The following is a 19,914-nucleotide window of genomic DNA, read 5'->3' on the forward strand; positions in this document are numbered from 1 at the left end:
CGAAGACCGCGATGTGGCGATCCGACCTAGCTGCCGGTAGTGCAGAGCGACCGATCACAGGATGGACACCCGATGCCTGACCACGCCGTCATCGAACGCGAGCCAGCCGTCGCTGAGGCGCTCTTCGGAGACCGCATCCTCGTGGCGCGCGAATTCGCGTCCCAGTTGGGGGAGAGGGGCGAGGAACTGGGGCTGATAGGTCCACTGGAACCCCCACGCCTCTGGACGCGACACATCCTCAACTCGGTCCTGGTCGCGCCGCTGCTGCGGCCCGGCCTCGTCGGCGACGTCGGTACCGGTGCGGGATTGCCTGGGCTCGTCCTCGCCATCGCCCGGCCGGATGTGCAGTTCGTCTTGATCGAACCCATGGAGCGCCGTGTCGCATGGCTGGAGGAGCAGGTCAGTCACCTCGATCTGAGCAACGTGCTGGTGCAGCGCGCGCGTGCCGAGGATGTGGCTCAGGATCTCTCGCTGGATCAGGTGACGGCGCGAGCCGTCAGTGCGTTCTCCAAGTTGATCCCCTTGACCGTTCCGCTCGTGAAGACGGGGGGAGAGCTGGTCTTGATGAAGGGTGCGAACGCTGAGAAGGAAGTCGAAGCGGCGAGCAAGGCCATCCGAAAGCACCACCTCGAGGACGTGGAGGTCCTCACTCTCGGCTCGGGAGAGGTCAAGGAAGTGACTCGCGTGATCCGGGCGCGTGTCGCATGACCTGCCGTAGCAGGGGGTTGGTATCGAACTTCCCGGTCAGAACGGGATTCGGGTCGCACGACAGTAGGCGGGCGGTTATGTTCCACGTGAAACATGTGGTCAAGTGCCGCGCGACGACAGCCGACGCCGACGGATCGAGGGCAACCCATGGATGACGACCTCAGCCCGATCGCTCGCGAGTTGTCTGAGACGAGCCGGCGGCGCAAGGCGCTGGCTGGTCTGGTCCTACCGCGACCGACGAGCACCCGCGTCTTCACCATCGCGAACCAGAAGGGTGGCGTCGGAAAGACCACGTCGACGGTGAACCTGGCCGCGGCCCTCGCGAAGTCGGGCTCACGCACGCTCGTCATCGATCTGGATCCGCAGGGCAATGCCTCGACCGCGTTGGGCGCCGACCGCTCCAGCGATCTGACGAGCGTCTACGACGTGCTCGTCGCCGATGCGCCGATCCAGGACGCCGTGCAGGGCAGCCCGGAGTTCGACACGCTCTTCTGCGTCCCCGCGACGATCCATCTCGCCGGAGCGGAGATCGAACTCGTCAACCTCGAGCACCGCGAACGCCGACTCCGGCGGTCGCTGGACGCCTTCCTCGCCTCGGACCACGGCCGTGACTTCGACTACGTCCTCATCGATTGCCCGCCATCGCTGGGCCTGCTGACGATCAACGCGTTCAGTGCCGCGAAGGAGGTGCTGATCCCGATCCAATGCGAGTACTACGCGCTGGAGGGGCTGAGCCAGCTGCTCTCCAACATCGAACTCATCGCGCAGCACCTCAACCCCGATCTGGCGATGTCCACCATCCTGCTGACGATGTACGACGGGCGCACCAACCTCGCCCAGCAGGTCGCCGCGGAGGTGCGCGAGCACTTCCCGCGCGAGACGCTCACCACGCTCATCCCGCGGTCTGTGCGCATCAGCGAGGCACCCAGCTACGGCCAGAGCGTCATCAGTTACGACCCCAGTTCCCCCGGCGCGCTCTCCTACCTGGAGGCTGCGGCCGAGATCGCACACCGAGGAGCCCAGAAGTAATGGCAACCAAGAGAACCGGCCTGGGACGCGGCATCGGCGCCCTCATCCCGACCTCCGACGAGCGCAGCCGACCCGTGGATGTGTTCTTCCCGGACAGCATCGGTGCCGGCGCGCCCAGCGGAATCCAGGCGAACTCGGCCGCCACTCCGGGTGACACGGACCTCGTCGCGGTCCCTGGCGCGCGGCTCGCCAACCTGGATCCGTCGGACATCACTCCGAACGCGCAGCAGCCGCGCACGGACTTCCGTCATGACGAGCTGCAGGAGCTCATGGTCTCCATCCGCGAGTACGGAGTGCTGCAGCCGATCGTCGTGCGCCCGCTGGGAGCCGACGGGGACGGGCGTGCGCGCTACGAGCTGGTGATGGGGGAGCGGCGGCTACGCGCCACCAAGGAACTGGGGCTCGACACCATCCCCGCCGTGATCAAGGACACCGCCGACGAGTCCATGCTCCGGGACGCCCTGCTCGAGAACCTGCACCGGTCGGAGCTGAATCCGCTGGAGGAGGCGAGCGCGTACCAGCAGCTGCTGGCGGACTTCGCGATCACGCAGGATGAGCTCGCGCAGCGCCTGGGGCGGTCGCGGCCGCAGATCACGAATACGATCCGCCTGCTGCGGCTACCCGAGGACGTGCAGCACCGCGTCGCGTCGGGGGTCCTGTCCGCCGGCCACGCGCGCGCGATCCTCTCGTCCGGCGACGAGGAGGCGATGCGATACCTCGCCGACAAGATCGTGAACGAGGATCTCTCCGTCCGTGCGGCGGAGGCGGCTGCGCAGCGCGGGCAGCGGACGGTGAAGCCGCGGAAGAGCGCCAGTTCAGCGCGCAATGCCCATCTGGACGAGACGGCCCAGCGCATCGGGGATCACCTCAACACGAGCGTGCGGGTGACGATGTCGGCGCAGAAGGGCCAGATCGTCATCGACTTCGCGACCGTGGGCGACCTCACGCGGATAGCGCAGGAGATGGGTGTCCCGGACGCCGACGCCAGCTGACGCCGCAGGTGCCGTGTGGGCATCCCGGGGCTGCGCGAAGTGACGCGGGGTGTCAGCGGGCGGTCGTCGCTCCGAGGGCTGCCTCGGCGAGGCGGCGGTAGAGGTCGCCCACCTCGACGCCCGCAGCGGCGAGGCCCTGCGGGAGCAGCGAGGTCTCGGTCAGACCGGGGATGACGTTGACCTCGAGGAACCACGGCTCACCGGCCGCGTCGATGATGAGGTCGACGCGCGACATCTGTCCGATGCCGAGGGCGCGGTGGATCCCCACGGCTGCCTCTGCGGCCGCAGACGCCGCCTCCGCGGAGATGCGGGCGGGCGTGAAGAAGCGGGTGAGGCCCGCGTTGTACCGCGCCTCGTAGCCGTACACGCCGGACGTCGGGACGATCTCCGTCGCCGGCAGGGCCGCCGGTCCGTCGCCGGTGTCGAGGACGCCGATCGCTACCTCCGTCCCCTCGACGAGCTGCTCGATGAGCGCGACGTCGCCGTAGGTGTACGCGTCGACCATGGCCCGGGGGAGCGCGTCCGCGTCATGGACGATGGTCACGCCCTGCGCCGAGCCGCCGCGGGCGGGCTTGACGGCGTACGGAGCGGGCATCGCCTCGGTCACGAGACGCAGCACGGCCGCGGCCCCCAGCTCCCGGAACGTGTCCTTCGGCAGGGTCACGGACCGCGGAGTGCGGATGCCGGCTGACTCGGCCAGCGCCTTGGCGGTGGGCTTGTCCCAGGCGAGGCGCGCCGATCGCGCGGAGGAGCCCACGTAGGGGACGCCGGCGAGCTCGAGCAGGCCGAGGAGGGCACCGTCCTCACCGCTCGCACCGTGGAGCACCGGCCAGAGGACCGCGGGAGGCGTGTCCCGGAGGAAGTCGAGCAGCGTGGCGTCGGGATCGCGCAGGGAGGCCACGACACCGGCGCCGCGCAGGGCATCTGCCACGCGACGACCGCTGCGCAGCGACACGTCGCGCTCGTGGGAGATCCCGCCGGCCAGGACGACGACGGAGAGGGGCTCGTGTGCGGTCATGATGCTCGATCCGGTTTCGGTCGGTGTCCGTGGACGCGGGGCGGGGCGGGGCGGAGGGTCAGTCGAGGTCGGGCGGCGGGGTGACGACGGAGGTCGTCGGGCGCGACGAGAGCGCGCCCGTGCCGGAGAACGTGGAGAGGAGATCCAGTTCGTCGTCGATGACGCCGGCCATGCGGCGGACGCCCTCGCGGATGCGCTCGGGCGTGGGATAGCAGAACGACAGCCGGATGGCATCGCGGCCGCGGCCGTCGGCGTAGAAGGCCGTACCCGGTGTGTAGGCGACGAGCGCGGTGACCGCGCGGGGGAGCATCTGCTTCGAGTCGAGCTGCTCGGGGAGCTTGAGCCAGACGTAGAAGCCGCCGTTCGGCACCGTCCACGACAGGCTCGGGAGATGCTCCTGGAGGGCGGAGAGCGTGGCGTCGCGCCGCTCCCGGTACACGCCGCGGAAGGTGTCGATCTGCCCCTTCCAGTCCGAGGCGTGCAGGTACTCGGAGATGATCAGCTGGCTGAACGAGCTGGGGGAGAGGACAGCCGACTCCTGGGCCAGGATGAGCTTCTCGCGGATCGCGTGCGGGGCGAGCGCCCAGCCGACGCGGAAGCCCGGTGCGAGCGTCTTGGAGAACGAACCGAGGTAGATGACGCCCTCGTCGTCGAGGCTGCGCATGGCGTCGGGCGCGGGGCGGTCGAACCAGAGCAGGCCGTAGGGGTTGTCCTCGAGCACGAGGATGTCGTTCGACCGGCAGATCTCGAGGATCTCCGGTCGGCGGGCGGCGGACATCGTGACGCCGGCCGGGTTGTGGAAGTTGGGGACCGTGTAGAGGAACTTGATGGTGCGGCCCTCGGCGCGGATCCTGGCGATCGCCTCGCGGAGCGCCTCGGGCACCAGACCGTCGTCGTCCATGACGACGTGCTCCACCACAGCCTGGTAGCTGCGGAAGACGCCGATGGCGCCGACGTAGCTGGGGGCCTCGGCGAGGATCACGTCGCCCGGGTCGATGAAGAGCTTGGTGACGAGGTCCAGGGCCTGCTGCGAGCCCGTGGTCGTGACGATGTCGTCGACGCTGCCGCGGATCCCCTCGAGCGCCATGATCTCGAGGATGTCCTCGCGGAGCTCCGGCGTGCCCTGGCCACCCCCGTACTGGAGGGCGACCGGCCCGCGCTCGCGCATGACCTTCTCCATCGCGGTGACGATGAGCTCCTGCGGGAGGGCGGAGACGAACGGCATGCCGCCGGCGAGCGAGACGACCTCGGGGCGGGAGGCCACGGCGAAGAGGGCGCGGACCTCGGAGGCGCTCAGGCCGGAGGTCCTCTCCGCGTAGTGGGGGAACCAGGGGTCGAGGTTGGTGCCCGCGGATTCGCGGGGGCTGCCTGCAGGTGTCACGTCACGTCTCTCACTGTCCGATTGCCGACCAGCCTAACGGGCGGCGGCCCGTGATCCCGGTGGCCTGCCAGCGACGCACGCGGCGGACTCCCACGGACTCCGTCGGACGACGGAGGGCCCGGCACCTCGCGGTGCCGGGCCCTCCGGTGGTGCTCGTCGCGCGAACGGGTGCTACTTGAGGAAGTCGGCGAACTCCTGCTCGAGGGCCGGCTTCGGCTTGGCGCCGATGACGGTCTTGACGACCTCGCCCTTCTGGAAGACCTTCATGGCCGGGATCGAGGTGATCTTGTACTTCATGGCGATCTCGGGGTTGTCGTCGACGTCGATCTTGACGAGCTCGATGCCGGGGTTCTCGGCGGCGATCTGGTCGAGGACGGGGGAGACGGCCTTGCAGGGGCCGCACCAGGGCGCCCAGAAGTCGACGATGACGGTCTTCTCGGCGTCGAGGACGTCGGCCTGGAAGCTGGCGTCGGTGACGTCGCGGGAGTGGGACATGAATGCTCCTTCGTGTGGTTCTGCGGCCCGGGTGGTTCCCGGATCCTTCGGTGATGAGGGGCGCGGCGTCGCGCCGGGGACTACCGCTGCTCGGCGCCGACGAGCTCGCCGTCGGGATCCACCGCGCTGCCGGCCGCCGGGGCGCCGTGGCCCGCGGCGCCGTCCGGTCCGTCTGAGGCGGCGTCGAGCAGGGTGTCGGGCAGGGACGCGAGGAAGTGCTCCGCGTCGAGCGCCGCGACGGTGCCCGAGGCGGCTGCGGTGACGGCCTGGCGGTAGGTCGGGTCGATCACGTCGCCGGCGGCGAAGACGCCCGGCAGGTTCGTGCGGGAGGAGCGGCCCTCGACGGCGATGGTGCCCTCCGTGGTGAGCTCCAGCTGCTGGTGGAAGAGGTGGGTGCGCGGGTCGTTGCCGATGGCGATGAACAGGCCCTCGAGCGCGAGCGGGCGCTGCTCGCCCGTGACGGTGTCCTCGAGGACGACGCCCTCGACCTTCTCGCCACCCGTGATGTCCACGACCTGCGCGTTCCACATGAACTCGATCTTCGGGTTCTCGAACGCGCGGTCCTGCATGATCTTGGAGGCGCGCAACGAGTCCTTGCGGTGGATCACGTAGACCTTCTCGGCGAAGCGCGTGAGGAACGTGGCCTCCTCCATGGCGCTGTCGCCGCCGCCGACGACCGCGATGGTCTTCTGGCGGAAGAAGAAGCCGTCGCACGTGGCGCACCAGGAGACGCCGTGGCCGCTGAAGCGGTCCTCCGCGGGGAGGCCGAGCTTGCGGTACGCGGACCCGGTGGCGGCGATGACGGCGAGCGACTCGTGCACGTCGCCGTTGCCGAGGGTGACGCGCTTGACGTCGCCCGTGAGCTCGACCGAGGTGACGTCGTCGAGGACGACCTCGGTGCCGAAGCGCTCGGCCTGCGCCTGCATCGCCATCATGAGGTCGGGGCCCTGGATGCCGTCGGTGAAGCCGGGGTAGTTCTCGACCTCGGTGGTGTTCATGAGCTCGCCGCCGGCCTCGACCGAGCTCGCGATGAGGAGGGGCGTGAGGTTGGCGCGCGCGGCGTAGATGGCGGCCGTGTATCCCGCGGGACCCGAACCGATGATGATGATCTGACGCACGACGGCTTCTCCTCCACTGCTCGGCGGGGCGCCTTCCCGGTGCCCGCTCACCTCTGCAACAGACCCACGGTAGCGGCTATTCCTCCGGCTCCACCGGGTGGCGACGGAGGGTGGCGCGGGCGGGTCAGCGGCGGCGGATGCGGCGCATCACGGGGCCTGCGAGCTGCTGCAGCTCGGAGGAGCGCATGGCGGCGAGGGCGGCGAGGTAGACGGCCGTCATGACGGCGGCCAGCGGGATCCCGACGAGGAGCGCCTGCCCCTTCGACGCGACGCTCACCCCCTCGAACGCGCCGCCCGAGACGAGGGAGAGGAGGCCGATGCCGACGAGCGCGGTCGGCACGGCGGCGGCGACGAAGCGGACGGCGCTGCGGAGGATCCGGCGCCCGTCGATGCGGCCGATGCGCCGGCGGAGGAGCACGGCCGCGAGCACGGCCTGCCCGGTGACGGTGACGGTCTGCAGCACGGCCAGCCCCACGCCGATCAGCTCGACCGGCTGCTGCGAGATGACGAGCGCGCCGGCGATGAACAGCACGACCTGCGCGCACTGGATGAGGAACGGCGTGCGCGTGTCCGAGAGCGCGTAGAAGGCGCGCTGCAGCACGAACAGGGTGCTGAAGGCGGGGAGCCCGAGGATGAACGCGATGAGGACGACCCCGTAGCCGCGGACCTCGCCGATGTCGCCGGAGACCATCACGCGTGCCACGGGACCGGCCAGCACCGCGATGAGGACGGTCGAGAGCACGGTCATGAGCGCGACGAGGCGGACGGCCGAGGAGAGGTCGGCCCGCATGCTGTCGTGGTCGCCCTCGCCGGCGTGCGTGCTCATGCGCGTGAAGTAGGCGGTGGCGATGGAGACCGCGAAGATCGAGTGCGGGAGCATGAAGAAGAGCCAGGCGTTGAGCAGGATCGTGCTCGACGGGCTGTCCGAGGTGGCGGCGATGTTCGCGACGTTCGACTGCGCGATGCCGGCGAGCTGCGTGACGACGAGCATGCCGAAGGTCCAGCCGGCGAGTCGGCCGGCGGTGCCGAGGCCGACGCCGCGCCAGGCGAAGTCGAAGCGGAACCGCAGGCCCACGCGGCGCCAGAAGACGAAGAGGATGAGCGCCTGGGCGACGACGCCGAGGGTCGCGGATCCGGCCAGCACGACGATCTTGTCGAGGCTCCAGTCGTCGACCGGGCGGCTGCCGGATCCGAACATGGCCTGGAAGAGGAGGAGGCCGGCGATGGCGACGACGTTGTTGAGGACCGGCGCCCACGTGAAGGGGCCGAAGGAGCCGCGCGCGTTCAGGACCTCGCCGAGCACGGCGTAGAGCCCGTAGAAGAGGATCTGCGGCAGGCACCAGTAGGCGAACGCGACGACGAGCGCGAAGACGTCGGGCGGGAGGGTGGCGGCGTAGAGGCGCGAGACCACGGGGGCGCCGACCGTCGCGAGGATCGTGACCCCGCCGAGGACGACGATCGCGATGGTGACGAGCTTGTTGATGTAGCCGGCGCCGCCGTCCGCGTGCTTGGCCGCGCGGACGACCTGGGGCACGAGCACGGCGTTGAGGACGCCGCCGGCGATGATCACGTAGATGTTGTTCGGCAGCTGGTTCGCGTTGGAGAACGCGTTGGAGCTGCCGAGCGTCGCGCCGATGGTCTGCAGCAGCACGATGGCCTTGACGAAGCCGAGGATGCGCGAGACGAACGTGCCCGAGGCGAGCAGGGCGGAGGCCCGGCCGATGCCGCCGCGGGGAGCGGGGGCGGCGGTCACGACGCGTCCTGCGCGGGGGAGGGCGGCGCGATCCGGTCAGTCATCGATCTCCTCGGGCAGGCCGGCGAGCTGCCGGGCGCGGGCGCGGCGGCGCTTGCGGATGCTGCGGTACAGGCCGAAGCCGAACAGGAGGGCGACGGCCGCGACGAACAGCGTGGTGACGACGGCCTCGAACCCGGCCCGGATGAAGAGCTCGACGGGCGCGCTCTCGCCGATCTGGACGGAGCCGTCCTCGGTGGTGAGCCGCGCGGTCACCACGACGTCGCCGTTCGAGATGGAGGTGATGGGCGGGCGGGCCGACGCGCTGCCGTGCGCGGGGACGGTGACGAGCGCGGAGTCGTCGACGCGGATCCGGCCGCTGCCCGCGATGATCGACAGCCGCACCGTGACGGGCTGGTCGAGCTCGTTGCTGACGTTGATGAGGAGGCTCGTCGTGTCGCTGATGACGGTGTTCTGGCGCGTCGTGATGGCCACCGATCCCAGCAGCGCGTCGGCCTGGGCCGTGTAACCGTCCTGGACGGTCACCTGCCCATCCCGATCATCGCGCCAGCGGTTCGACAGCGTCGCGAGGAGCAGCATCCGCTGCTGGCCGGTGATGAGCTCGGGGCGCTCCACCGCCTTCGCGAACGCGGCGACCTGCGCCTCGAGCGACATCGCGTCGGCGACCCGCTGCACGCGCGCGGGATCCTCCGGGTGGTCCACGACCTGGAGGGGGGTCGATGCGCTGCCGAGCGCGGCGCTGACCTGCGCGACGTCGCTGAAGGGGAGCGCCTGGATCGCGTCGAGCAGCTGTCCCAGCCGCCCGCCCGAGGCCGCCCAGCCGCGCTCCAGGGCCGCGACCACCACGTGGCCGTCGGCCGCTCGCGCGTCGGCCGCGAGGGTGGCCGAGAGCTGGGCGAGCGTCATCCCGAACGCCTCGTCCGTCTGCGCGGACAGGGCGCTGTCGACGAGGGCGGAGACGCGGGCGTCCGTCACGAGCACGGCGGTGTCGCCGATCGTGCCGGTCGCGCCGACGGCCGCGGTGCCGGTGGACTGCACGTCGCCGCTCGAGAGGATGGCTGTGGTGGTGCCGCTGGCGGCCAGGACCCCGAGGTCGTCCGACGTGACGGTGCCTGCCGCGGGCCAGGAGACGCCGGAGATCGTGTAGTCCCAGGCGGTCAGGTCGGCGAGGCTCGGCACGGGTGCGAGCGCCGGCTCCGTGGGCGACGGGCTCGGCTCGGGCTCCGCGGGGGTCGGCGTCTCGGCGGGGGATGCGGTGTCGGCCGCCGCGGCCCCGGAGACGGCGGATCCGCCCCGCGTGCCGCTCGCGGCGGGGGACTCCGTCGCGGAGGGGGTCTCGGAGGGCGTCGGGCTCGGGGCGGGCGTCGATCCGGGCGCCGCGAACCGGCTCGCCCGCACGGCGTAGGTGGTGTCCGTGGGTGCGAGGAGGGTCGTGGCACCCGCCTGCGCCTGCACCGTCACGTCGGCGTCCGCCCAGGCGAGCTCGAAGGTCTCGTTGGGCATCTCGCGGAGCCGCTGCAGCCACTCGACGGCGGACGCGGGGGCGTCGGCGCCGAGGATCCGGATGGACGCGATGATCCGCGGGTCGATGCCCACGGCCACGGGCCGCCCGGAGACCGCGTCGAGCTGACGGGTGAGCGTGCCCCCCTGCCCGGTGTAGTTCGCGAGGGCCTCGGCGTCGACGAAGTCCGAGCCGCTCGGCGGGACGGTGAGCGGCACGACGGCCGCGACGGGCGTGGGCGCCGGATCCGCGCCCGGGCTCCAGACGACCGCGCCGCGCCCGGTCGCGACGTCCGCGCCGCCGGCCTCGAGCTCCGCCGTGAGACCGCGTGGGCCGAAGCCGCCGCGGCTGCCCTGCAGCGCCACGGTCGCCGACGGCACCGTGATGGCCACGTCGACCGTGCCGCCCGCGGGCACCTCAGGGGTGTCCGCGCGGCCGATTCGCGGGCCGGTGCGCGTGTTCGCGTCGGAGGCCGCCGTGTCGAGCCAGCCGTCGATCCTCGCGCGGGTGTCGAGGACGGTGCGGTTGAGGTCGAGGTCGATCCGCCCCGCGGGCACGGCGGCCTCCGTCGCGTTGACGACGGACACGGTGACGGCCAGGTCCTGGCCCGGGGTGAGGATCCCCTCGTCCCCGGGGGTGACGGTGAGCGTCACCCCGTCGGTGGCCGCGCGCGCCGGGGTCGACGGACCCGCGACCGTCCCGGCGGCGAGCGTCCCGGCGGCGACCGTGACGCACACGAGGGTGGAGATCGTGCGTCTGGCGGATCGCCGGATCAGCCGGAGGGCTCTGTCCGTGCGGGTGGGGCCGGCGTCGTGTCGAGGCGCGGCGTGCATCTGGCGATTCTAAAGCGCTGGCCCCGCGCGGCCCGTGTGCGCTCGCCGTGGACGCCGGATGCCGGTGGCCGCCCCGCCGTAGACTGTCCGACCATGCACAGCGTCGCACAGGCCCTCGAGCGTCTCCGCGAGCTGGCCGCATCGCCCCCGGTCGCCGTGCTCGCGCGCGCCTTCCACGAGGCCGGCCACGAGCTCGCCCTCGTCGGCGGACCGGTGCGCGACGCCTTCCTCGGCCGCGCCGCCACCGACCTCGACCTCACCACGGACGCCCGCCCCGACCGGATCCTCGAGATCGTGAAGCCCGTCGCGGACGCCCACTGGGACATCGGCCGCGCGTTCGGCACCATCGGCGCGCGCGTGAAGGGGGAGCAGGTCGAGATCACGACCTACCGCACCGACCAGTACGACGGCGTCTCCCGCAAGCCGGAGGTCGAGTTCGGCTCCTCCCTCGACGAGGACCTGGTGCGCCGCGACTTCACGGTCAACGCGCTCGCCGTGCGCCTGCCGCAGGTCGTGCTGGTGGATCCGTCGGGCGGCATCGACGACCTGCTCGCCCAGGTCCTCCGCACGCCCGTCGCCCCCGAGGTCTCGTTCGGCGACGACCCGCTCCGCATGATGCGCGCCGTCCGCTTCGCCTCCCAGCTCGGCTTCCGCCTCGACGACGCCGCGCTCGCCGCCATCCGCGACATGGCCCCGCGGATCCTCGACATCTCGGTCGAGCGCGTGAGCGACGAGCTGTCCAAGCTGCTGCGCACGCCCGAGCCGCGGGCGGGCCTCGACCTCCTGGTGGAGGGCGGCCTCGCGGATCACGTGCTGCCCGAGCTGCCGGCGATGAAGCTGGAGGCCGACGAGCACCACCGGCACAAGGACGTCTACCAGCACTCGCTCCAGGTGCTCGACCAGGCCATCGACCACGAGCGCAGCCGTCACCCGGGCGAGGCACCGGACCTGGTGCTCCGCCTGGCCGCGCTGCTGCACGACATCGGCAAGCCGTCCACGCGCCGGCTCGAGCCCGGCGGCGTCGTCACCTTCCACCACCACGACGTGGTCGGATCCAAGATGGCCAAGCGCCGGCTCCGCACCCTCCGCTTCGACAACGACACCATCGCGTCGGTCGCGCGCCTCGTCGAGCTGCACCTCCGCTTCTTCGGCTACACGGAGGGCGGCTGGACCGACTCGGCCGTCCGCCGCTACGTGCGGGACGCCGGACCCGAGCTCGAGCGCCTGCACATGCTCACGCGCGCCGACGTCACCACGCAGAACCGCCGCAAGGCCGACCGACTCGGCTTCGCGTACGACGACCTCGAGGCCCGCATCGCCGAGCTCGCCGAGCAGGAGGAGATGGCGGCCGTCCGACCCGACCTCGACGGCGAGGCCATCATGCGGATCCTCGACGTGCCGCCTGGCCCGGTCGTGGGCCGCGCCTACCGCTTCCTCCTCGAGCTGCGGCTCGACGAGGGGCCGCTCCCCGCTGACGAGGCCGAGCGTCGGCTGGTCGCGTGGTGGGCCGCCGAGCAGGCCTGAACCGCGTCACCCCGGCCATCGGCCTGGTGCGACTCCTCCCCATCCGGTAGTCTTGCGAGGTTGTCCGCCCGGCAACGGGATTCCCCTGCCCCGCGCGGACAGATGCACATACCCTCCTGTCGCAGATCGTCTGCGACCGTTCAAGTCCGAAGGAGGTGGGTTAGTGACGCATCAGTACGAACTCATGGTGATCCTGGATCCCGAGATCGATGAGCGCACCGTCGCTCCCAGTCTCGACAAGTTCCTCAACGTCATCCGCACCAGCGGGGGCACCGTCGACAACGTCGACGTCTGGGGCCGTCGTCGACTGGCGTACGAGATCAACAAGAAGAACGAGGGCATCTACGCCGTCGTCCAGCTCACCGCCACGAGCGAGGCCACGCAGGAGCTCGACCGCCAGCTGGGCCTGTCCGAGGCCGTCATGCGCACCAAGGTGCTGCGTGCCGAGGAGGCCATGGCCATGGTCGCCTCCGCCGCGAAGCTCGCCGACGAGAAGGCCGCCCGCAAGGCTGCCGCCACGTCCAAGGCCGCGGACGCCGCACCCCAGGCTCCCGCCACGGACGCCGCTCCGGCGACGCCCGGCAAGCCGGCAGCGCAGGCTGCTTCCAGCGAGAAGACCGGGGAGTAGTCGATGGCCGGCGAAACCATCATCACGGTCGTGGGCAACCTCACCAGTGATCCGGAGCTGCGGTACACGCAGAACGGGCTGGCGGTAGCCAACTTCACCATCGCATCCACGCCGAGGTCCTTCGACCGCGCGAGCAACGACTGGAAGGACGGCGACGCCCTCTTCCTCCGTGCGAGCGTGTGGCGCGAGTTCGCCGAGCACGTGGCGTCCTCGCTCACCAAGGGATCGCGCGTCGTCGCGACCGGCCGCCTCAAGCAGCGGTCGTACGAGACGAAGGAGGGCGAGAAGCGCACCTCCATCGAGCTCGAGGTCGACGAGATCGGCCCCTCGCTCCGCTACGCGACCGCTCAGGTCACGCGCGCGGCCGGCGGCGGCGGTAACGGCGGCGGGGGCAACTCCGGCGGCGGTGGCCGTGGCCAGTTCGGCGGCGGGCAGCCCCAGCAGCAGCAGGTGGCCGAGGAGCCGTGGGGCACCCCCGCGAGCTCCGGCGGCAACTCCGGCGGCGGCGACGGCGGCTGGTCCAACCCCGGCAACTTCAACGACGAGACGCCCTTCTAGGGCTCGTCGCACTACGTACGAAAGACAGGAAGAATCATGGCTGGAAAGAGCAGCGGCGACCGCCGCAAGCCTCTCCGCGGAGCCAAGGGCGGCAAGAACGCCGCCCCGGCGAAGTCCATCCGCGTCGGCGTCATCGACTACAAGGATGTCGCCACCCTCCGCAAGTTCATCTCCGAGCGGGGAAAGATCCGCGCTCGTCGCATCACCGGTGTCTCGGTGCAGGAGCAGCGCCTCATCGCGCGCGCAGTCAAGAACGCGCGCGAGATGGCACTTCTCCCCTACGCCGGCTCCGGCCGTTAAGGGGTAATGGAATGTCGAAAGTGATCCTCACGACCGAGGTCTCCGGCCTCGGTTCCCCCGGAGACGTCGTCGAGGTCAAGAACGGGTTCTCCCGCAACTACCTCGTGCCCCAGGGCTTCGCGGTCATCTGGAGCCGCGGCGGCGAGAAGCAGATCGAGCAGATCAAGGCAGCGCGTGCCGCTCGCGAGCACGCGACCATCGAGGAGGCGCAGGACCTCAAGAGCCGCCTCGAGGCCAAGATCGTCAAGCTCACCGTCAAGGCCGGCCAGGGCGGGCGCCTCTTCGGCTCCGTCAAGACGTCCGACATCGCCAAGGCGGTCGAGGAGTCCGGCATCGGCCAGGTCGACAAGCGCAAGATCGAGATCCCCAACGCCATCAAGGCCACCGGGAACCACGAGGCCACGATCCGGCTCCGTGACGACATCGTCGCCACGATCAGCCTGCAGGTCGTCGCCGCGAAGTAACGCTGCACGAGGTCGATGGCGGTGGGCATGATGCCCACCGCCATCGGCGGTTAAGCAGCCGGTCAGAGGGCCCTCGTTCCCCAGGCCCATCCACAGGCCCGGCCCTAGCAGACGAACTCTCAAGCCCTGGTGCAGACAAGTTTTCCCACATCGGGTGTGGAACTCGCGGTGCCTGGTCACAGGCTGATTCGGCGCCGAAATCCATTCGTAGTGCACAGGCTTGTCCCCAGGTACTCCACACGATGCCCGGCGTTTCGCCCACTTTGTCCACACCCCCGTCCACAGGTGCATTTGGTGCCGCACGGGGTCGATCCATATCGTGGGGCAGCGCCCGTCGAACGGGTCGCCGAGGACCCGCGAGCGGTCCGGCCGACGCCGTCCCGAGCGGTGTCGGAGGTCCGAGCTAGAACGGTCGTGCGGGCGCATCCGCCCAGCCGACCGAGGGGAGCCGCACGTGTCCATCGCCCATCTGGGTCTCGCCGGCGAACGGGACGAGCGCGACAAGCGCGCCGGTCACGAGCGCACGCCGCCGCACGACCTCCTCGCCGAGCAGAGCGCCATCGGCGGCATGCTCCTCAGCAAGGACGCCGTGGCCGACGCGGTCGAGCAGGTGCGGGCGATCGACTTCTACATCCCCAAGCACGAGATCATCTTCGACGCGATCCTGTCGCTGTACTCGCACGGCGAGCCGACGGACGTCATCGCGGTCACCGACGAGCTCACGAAGCTCGGCGAGCTGAGCCGGGCCGGCGGCGCGGACTACCTCCACACGCTCACGAGCGTCGTGCCCACGGCGGCCAACGCGGGCTTCTACGCGTCCATCGTCGCCGAGAAGGCGGTGCTGCGGCGCCTGGTGGAGGCCGGCACCCGCATCGTGCAGATGGGCTACGCGAGCGAGGGCGAGGTCGTCGACCTCGTGAACAACGCGCAGGCGGAGATCTACGGCGTCACCGGCGGCGTCGAGGCCGAGGACTACGTGCCGCTCACGGACGCGGTCACGGTCGCCATCGACGAGATCGAGGCGGCCAAGGGCAAGGACGGCCAGATGACCGGCGTGCCCACGGGCTTCGCCGACCTCGACGCGCTCACCAACGGCCTGCACCCGGGGCAGCTCATCATCGTCGCCGCGCGTCCCGCGCTCGGCAAGTCCACGCTCGCGCTCGACTTCGCGCGGGCGGCGAGCATCAAGTACGACATGCCCTCCATCTTCTTCAGCCTGGAGATGGGGCGCAGCGAGATCGCGATGCGCCTGCTCTCCGCCGAGGCCTCCGTGCCCCTGCAGAGCATGCGCAAGGGCACCGTGGACGCGCGGGACTGGACGACCATCGCGCAGACCCGCGGTCGCATCAACGACGCGCCCCTCTACATCGACGACAGCCCGAACATGACCCTCGTCGAGATCCGGGCGAAGTGCCGGCGGCTGAAGCAGAAGGTCGGGCTGAAGCTCGTCGTCATCGACTACCTGCAGCTCATGACGAGCGGCAAGAAGGTCGAGTCGCGCCAGCAGGAGGTCTCGGAGTTCTCGCGTGCCCTCAAGCTCATGGCGAAGGAGCTGCAGGTGCCGGTCATCGCGCTGTCGCAGCTGAACCGCGGTCCCGAGCAGCGCGCCGACAAGATGCCGGCCATCTCCGACCTCCGCGAGTCCGGGTCGCTCGAGCAGGACGCCGACATGGTCATCCTGCTGCACCGCGAGAGCGCCTACGAGAAGGACAACCCGCGCGCGGGCGAGGCGGACTTCATCGTCGCCAAGCACCGCAACGGCCCGACGGGCACCATCACGGTCGGGTTCCACGGGCACTTCTCGCGCTTCGCGGACATGCCTGCGGGCGGCTAGCGGAAGGGCACCCGCGCTCGTCGTCAGGTGGCGACGCGGACCCCGTCAGGGGGCGAAGTAGAGGTGCGCGTGCAGGGCGCAGCCGGGGTTGAAGGCGGCCCCGCAGGACGGGCAGTCGTCGGCAACGAGGTACTCCGGCACCGTCATCGTGTTCCGGCAGACACCGCAGAGGGCGGCCGGCAGGTGGTGCTCCGCGCGGGGGATCACCCGGAGCGGGTGGTCTGCGACGGCCTCGTGGCAGAGGTGGCATGGGTACCAGGCGCCGCAGCAGGGGGCGCGGAGGGCGACGACGTCGAGGGCCGACCCGTAGTGGACGCACCGCGTCTCGTCGTCGACCGCCGGACCGAGGAGCGTGACCGGCCGGCCGCCCCTGAGGCCGTGACCGGCTGAGGGGGTCATGCGCGCATCGCGGTCATCACGCGTCCGGCAGGGCCGTCGCGGCGTCGATGAGCGTGAGCTCGGGGCTGTCGCGCTGGATCGCCTTGAGGCGCCAGGGCGTCGTGATGAGGGCGATGTGCGTGCCGTCGGAGCGGACGAGGACCTCGACGCCGATGGTCTTCGCGAGGGCCGGCGCGGAGGCCGCGTCGGTGATCCGGGCGACCTGGTACTCGAGCGGCTCCATGCGCAGCGGCGCGCGGAACTCGTTGGTCATGCGCTCCACGACGACCTCGAACTGCATGGGGCCGACCGCGCCGAGGACGGGCGCCTGGTCGCCGCGGAGGTCGGAGCGCATCACCTGGATCACGCCCTCGTGGTCCAGCTGCTCGATGCCCTTGCGGAACTGCTTGTGCGTGCTGGTGTCCTTCGAGCGGACCACGCGGAAGAGCTCGGGCGCGAACTGGGGGAGGCGCGGGAAGGTGACGGGGGCGCCGTCGAAGAGCGTGTCGCCCACGCGGATGTTGGACGCGTTGACCAGGCCGACGACGTCGCCCGGGTAGGCGTCCTCGACGGTGGAGCGCTCGCGGCCGAACAGCTGCTGCGCGTACTTGGTGACGAAGGGGCGCCCGGTCTGGGCGTGCGTGACGGTCATGCCGCGGTGGAAGACGCCCGAGCAGATCCGCATGAAGGCCAGGCGGTCGCGGTGGGCGGTGTTCATGCCCGACTGGACCTTGAATACGAAGCCCGAGAAGTCGTCCTCGACGGGACGCGTGCGGTCCTGCTCGTCGGGGCGCGGCTGGGCGGCGGGCGCGATGGCGTCGAGCGCGTCGAGGATGTGGGTCACGCCGAAGTTGAGCACCGCGGCGGCGAAGAGGACGGGCGTGGTGCGGCGGGAGAGGAACGACTCCTCGTCGTGGTCCTGGCCCTCCTCGTGCAGGAGCTCGCTCTCCTCGACGGCGTTCGTCCACGCGGATCCGGCCGCGGCCAGGGCCTCGTCGGGGGACATGCGCGTCTCGGGGGCGATGCTCGCGCCGCCGGCCGTGCGCGTGAAGTGCACGCACTCGCCCGTGGAGCGGTCGACCACGCCGAAGAACGCGCCGGACTCGCCGACGGGCCAGGTGAGCGGGGTGGGGAGGAGGCCGGTGCGCTCCTTGATCTCGTCCATGAGGTCGAGCGGCTCGCGGCCCGGGCGGTCCCACTTGTTGATGACGGTGATGATCGGGATGCGGCGCTGGCGGCACACCTCGAACAGCTTCATGGTCTGGGTCTCGAGGCCGCGGGAGGCGTCGACGAGCATGATCGCGGCGTCCACCGCGGAGAGCACGCGGTAGGTGTCCTCGGAGAAGTCGGCGTGGCCGGGGGTGTCGACGACGTTCATGACGGTGTCGCGGTGGGTGAACTGGATCGCGGCGGAGCTCACCGAGATCCCGCGCTCCTTCTCCATGTCCATCCAGTCGGAGACCGTGGACTTGCGTCCCTGCTTGCCGTGCACGGCACCCGCGGATCCGATGGCGTGCGCGTGCAGCAGCAGCGCCTCGGTGAGCGTGGACTTGCCCGCGTCGGGGTGGGAGATGACGGCGAAGGTGCGACGGCGGGACGCCTCGCGCAGCACGGGGGAGGCGGAGGCCGAGGCGGGCGCGCGGGGAGGGGTGATGGTCGACACCTCCCCATGGTACGAGGCGGGGTCGGGCGGGGGATCCGCGAGGTCGGGGCGAGAGGGCGGGACGGGTCAGCGCGCGCGGAGCCGGTCCAGGAACTCGTCGGCCATGGCGAGGTGCTCGGCCAGGCGGAGTCGGCGCTCCTCGGCGTCGGCGATGAAGGCGGCGAGATCCGCGCGGAGCGATGCGGTGTCGTCGTCGGGACCTGCGGCGTCGAGGGCGTCCGAGACCTCGAGCAGGCGCATCATCTCCTCCAGCGAGAAGCCGAGCGGCTTCATCCGGCGGATGAGGAGCAGGCGCTCCAGGTCCTCGTCGGTGTAGAGGCGGAAGCCGCCGTCGGAGCGGCCGGACGGACGCAGGAGGCCGGTCTCGTCGTAGTGGCGGAGCGTGCGGTGCGACAGGCCGGTGCGCTCGGCGAGCTCGCCGATCTGCATGGTGGCGGTGCCGGCAGGGCGCGTCATGCGGGCCTCCAGAGGGGATCCCGGGGTAGGGAGAGGGATGGGGGGTGCGGCCGGGCGACCGCATCCGGCCATTCTCCCGGATCGGGGGCGCGGCGGCACCGCCCCCGTCCGGGCGGCGTCGGCGTGACGGACGGGTCCGCGCGGCGGGGTCGACGCCCGCATCCGGGCGCGTGGACGGCCGCTCGTAGGATCGGCCCATGAGGATCGCGTTCGTCTCGCTGCACACGTCGCCGATCCAGAGGCCCAGCACCGGCGACGCCGGCGGGCTCAACGTCTACCTCCTGGAGCTCGCGCGGAGCCTCGGGCGGCAGGGGCACGAGGTGCGGCTGATCACGCGGGCCACGGATCCGGCCGACCCCGGGGTGCAGGCGGTCGCGCCGGGCGTGGAGCTGCTGTCGCTGCGCGCGGGGCCAGCCGGGCCGCTCGCGAAGGAGGAGCTGCCCGGGATCACGGACGCGTTCGCCGACGCGCTCGCCGCGCTGCCGCCGGCCGACGTCGTGCACGCCCACTACTGGCTGTCGGCCGTGGCGGCGCTGCCGGTCGCGCGCGCGTGGGGCGTGCCGCACGTGCTGACGCTGCACTCGGTGTCCGCGGGCAAGAACCGCCGGCTCGTGGCGGGGGACACCCCGGAGCCGGCGTCGCGGCTCGCGGACGAGGGGCGGCTCGTGCGCGCGTCCGACCTCGTGGTCGCGTCCGCGGAGTCGGAGAAGCGGCTGCTCGTGGAGGCGTACGGCGCGGATCCCGCGGCGGTGCACGTCGTCGCGCCGGGAGTGGAGGAGGCGTTCCTGCGGGAGCCGTCGGGCCGCGGCGGCGGGCGGGTGCGGATCGTGCTGCTCGCGCGGATCCAGCCGCTCAAGGGGCAGGACGTGGCGCTCCGGGCCCTCGCCCTGCTGGATCCCGCGACCCGGCCCCTGCTCGTGATCGCCGGCGGCGTCTCGCCCGGCCGGGACGCGTACGCGGCGAGCCTGCACGCGCTCGTCCGCTCGCTCGGGCTCGAGGACGACGTCGTCTTCACGGGCGCGCTCGACCGGGCGGCGACCGCGCGGACGCTCGCCGGCGCGCACCTCGCGCTCATGCCGTCGGCGGCGGAGACCTACGGGCTCGTGGCGCTCGAGGCCGCGGCGTGCGGCACGCCCGTCGTCGCGTCGCGCACGGAGGGGCTCGTGGACTCGGTGCGCGCAGGCGTGAGCGGCGTGTTCGTGCCGTCGCGGGATCCCGCCGACTGGGCGCGCGCGATCCGCGACCTGCTCGCCGACCGGGCGGCCCTCGAGCGGCTGTCGG

General features: G+C 71.4%; 18 protein-coding genes and 1 pseudogene. 10 read left to right on the plus strand and 9 right to left on the minus strand.

What is annotated here, in order from left to right:
• Positions 1-72 precede the first annotated feature (72 nt).
• From rsmG to DZG00_RS00440, 3 genes are all read left to right on the plus strand, one after another.
• Positions 73-708 carry a 16S rRNA (guanine(527)-N(7))-methyltransferase RsmG gene (gene rsmG / locus DZG00_RS00430; RefSeq protein WP_119381069.1) on the plus strand — a complete coding sequence of 212 codons (636 nt, stop codon included), beginning with the start codon at positions 73-75 and terminating at the stop codon, positions 706-708.
• A gap of 147 nt (positions 709-855) precedes the next feature.
• The gene (locus DZG00_RS00435; protein ID WP_119381070.1) at positions 856-1,737 is read left to right on the plus strand and encodes a ParA family protein; all 882 of its coding nucleotides are present in this window, start codon (positions 856-858) and stop codon (positions 1,735-1,737) included.
• The gene (locus DZG00_RS00440) at positions 1,737-2,729 is read left to right on the plus strand and encodes a ParB/RepB/Spo0J family partition protein (RefSeq protein WP_119381071.1); all 993 of its coding nucleotides are present in this window, start codon (positions 1,737-1,739) and stop codon (positions 2,727-2,729) included. The genes DZG00_RS00435 and DZG00_RS00440 overlap by 1 nt, the downstream gene beginning before the upstream one ends.
• A 52-nt stretch (positions 2,730-2,781) precedes the next feature.
• On the opposite strand, the gene DZG00_RS00445 is transcribed toward DZG00_RS00440, so the two are convergent.
• From DZG00_RS00445 to DZG00_RS00470, 6 genes are all read right to left on the minus strand, one after another.
• Entirely contained in the window at positions 2,782-3,747 is a 966-nt protein-coding gene (locus tag DZG00_RS00445) for a D-alanine--D-alanine ligase family protein (protein ID WP_119381072.1), read from the minus strand.
• Between the two features lie 58 nt (positions 3,748-3,805).
• Entirely contained in the window at positions 3,806-5,128 is a 1,323-nt protein-coding gene (locus DZG00_RS00450) for an aminotransferase-like domain-containing protein (protein ID WP_119381073.1), read from the minus strand.
• Between the two features lie 171 nt (positions 5,129-5,299).
• On the minus strand, positions 5,300-5,623 hold the full coding sequence (trxA, locus tag DZG00_RS00455) for a thioredoxin (protein WP_012039655.1): 324 nt from the start codon (positions 5,621-5,623) through the stop codon (positions 5,300-5,302).
• A gap of 80 nt (positions 5,624-5,703) precedes the next feature.
• Positions 5,704-6,741 (minus strand): thioredoxin-disulfide reductase, encoded by a 1,038-nt coding sequence (gene trxB / locus DZG00_RS00460; RefSeq protein WP_119381074.1) that lies wholly within the window; start codon positions 6,739-6,741, stop codon positions 5,704-5,706.
• A 124-nt stretch (positions 6,742-6,865) separates the two neighbouring features.
• Entirely contained in the window at positions 6,866-8,494 is a 1,629-nt protein-coding gene (gene murJ, locus DZG00_RS00465) for a murein biosynthesis integral membrane protein MurJ (protein ID WP_119381075.1), read from the minus strand.
• A gap of 36 nt (positions 8,495-8,530) precedes the next feature.
• A complete protein-coding gene (locus DZG00_RS00470) occupies positions 8,531-10,828 on the minus strand; it encodes a DUF6049 family protein (RefSeq protein WP_119455305.1) in 2,298 nt (765 codons plus the stop codon).
• 93 nt (positions 10,829-10,921) lie between these two features.
• Here DZG00_RS00470 and DZG00_RS00475 point away from each other — a divergent pair, with 93 nt between their 5' ends.
• The 6 genes and pseudogenes from DZG00_RS00475 to dnaB all read left to right on the plus strand — a co-directional run bounded on the left by DZG00_RS00475 (position 10,922) and on the right by dnaB (position 16,136).
• On the plus strand, positions 10,922-12,352 hold the full coding sequence (locus tag DZG00_RS00475) for a CCA tRNA nucleotidyltransferase (protein ID WP_119381778.1): 1,431 nt from the start codon (positions 10,922-10,924) through the stop codon (positions 12,350-12,352).
• 184 nt (positions 12,353-12,536) lie between these two features.
• A pseudogene (rpsF, locus tag DZG00_RS00480) lies at positions 12,537-12,881 on the plus strand (30S ribosomal protein S6); the annotation flags it as partial.
• 102 nt (positions 12,882-12,983) lie between these two features.
• Positions 12,984-13,538: a single-stranded DNA-binding protein gene (locus tag DZG00_RS00485; protein ID WP_043583663.1), complete on the plus strand. Its 555-nt coding sequence runs from the start codon at positions 12,984-12,986 to the stop codon at positions 13,536-13,538.
• A 36-nt stretch (positions 13,539-13,574) separates the two neighbouring features.
• Entirely contained in the window at positions 13,575-13,838 is a 264-nt protein-coding gene (gene rpsR / locus DZG00_RS00490) for a 30S ribosomal protein S18 (RefSeq protein WP_012039648.1), read from the plus strand.
• A gap of 11 nt (positions 13,839-13,849) precedes the next feature.
• Positions 13,850-14,302, plus strand: a complete 453-nt coding sequence (gene rplI / locus DZG00_RS00495; protein WP_012039647.1) for a 50S ribosomal protein L9 — start codon at positions 13,850-13,852, stop codon at positions 14,300-14,302.
• A gap of 454 nt (positions 14,303-14,756) precedes the next feature.
• Positions 14,757-16,136, plus strand: a complete 1,380-nt coding sequence (dnaB, locus tag DZG00_RS00500) for a replicative DNA helicase (protein WP_012039646.1) — start codon at positions 14,757-14,759, stop codon at positions 16,134-16,136.
• A 45-nt stretch (positions 16,137-16,181) separates the two neighbouring features.
• Here the strand turns inward: dnaB and DZG00_RS00505 are convergent, their stop codons facing one another.
• The 3 genes from DZG00_RS00505 to DZG00_RS00515 all read right to left on the minus strand — a co-directional run bounded on the left by DZG00_RS00505 (position 16,182) and on the right by DZG00_RS00515 (position 18,633).
• On the minus strand, positions 16,182-16,535 hold the full coding sequence (locus DZG00_RS00505) for a CHY zinc finger protein (RefSeq protein WP_119381777.1): 354 nt from the start codon (positions 16,533-16,535) through the stop codon (positions 16,182-16,184).
• Between the two features lie 16 nt (positions 16,536-16,551).
• Positions 16,552-18,177 (minus strand): peptide chain release factor 3, encoded by a 1,626-nt coding sequence (locus DZG00_RS00510; RefSeq protein ID WP_119381776.1) that lies wholly within the window; start codon positions 18,175-18,177, stop codon positions 16,552-16,554.
• Positions 18,178-18,243: 66 nt separating this feature from the next.
• The gene (locus DZG00_RS00515; protein ID WP_119381775.1) at positions 18,244-18,633 is read right to left on the minus strand and encodes a MerR family transcriptional regulator; all 390 of its coding nucleotides are present in this window, start codon (positions 18,631-18,633) and stop codon (positions 18,244-18,246) included.
• Between the two features lie 197 nt (positions 18,634-18,830).
• Here DZG00_RS00515 and DZG00_RS00520 point away from each other — a divergent pair.
• Positions 18,831-19,914 (plus strand): glycosyltransferase (locus tag DZG00_RS00520; protein ID WP_147359895.1); only part of this gene is annotated, 1,084 nt, incomplete at its 3' end.

Source organism: Clavibacter lycopersici, assembly GCF_003576405.1.
In the GTDB taxonomy this organism is placed as follows: domain Bacteria; phylum Actinomycetota; class Actinomycetes; order Actinomycetales; family Microbacteriaceae; genus Clavibacter; species Clavibacter lycopersici.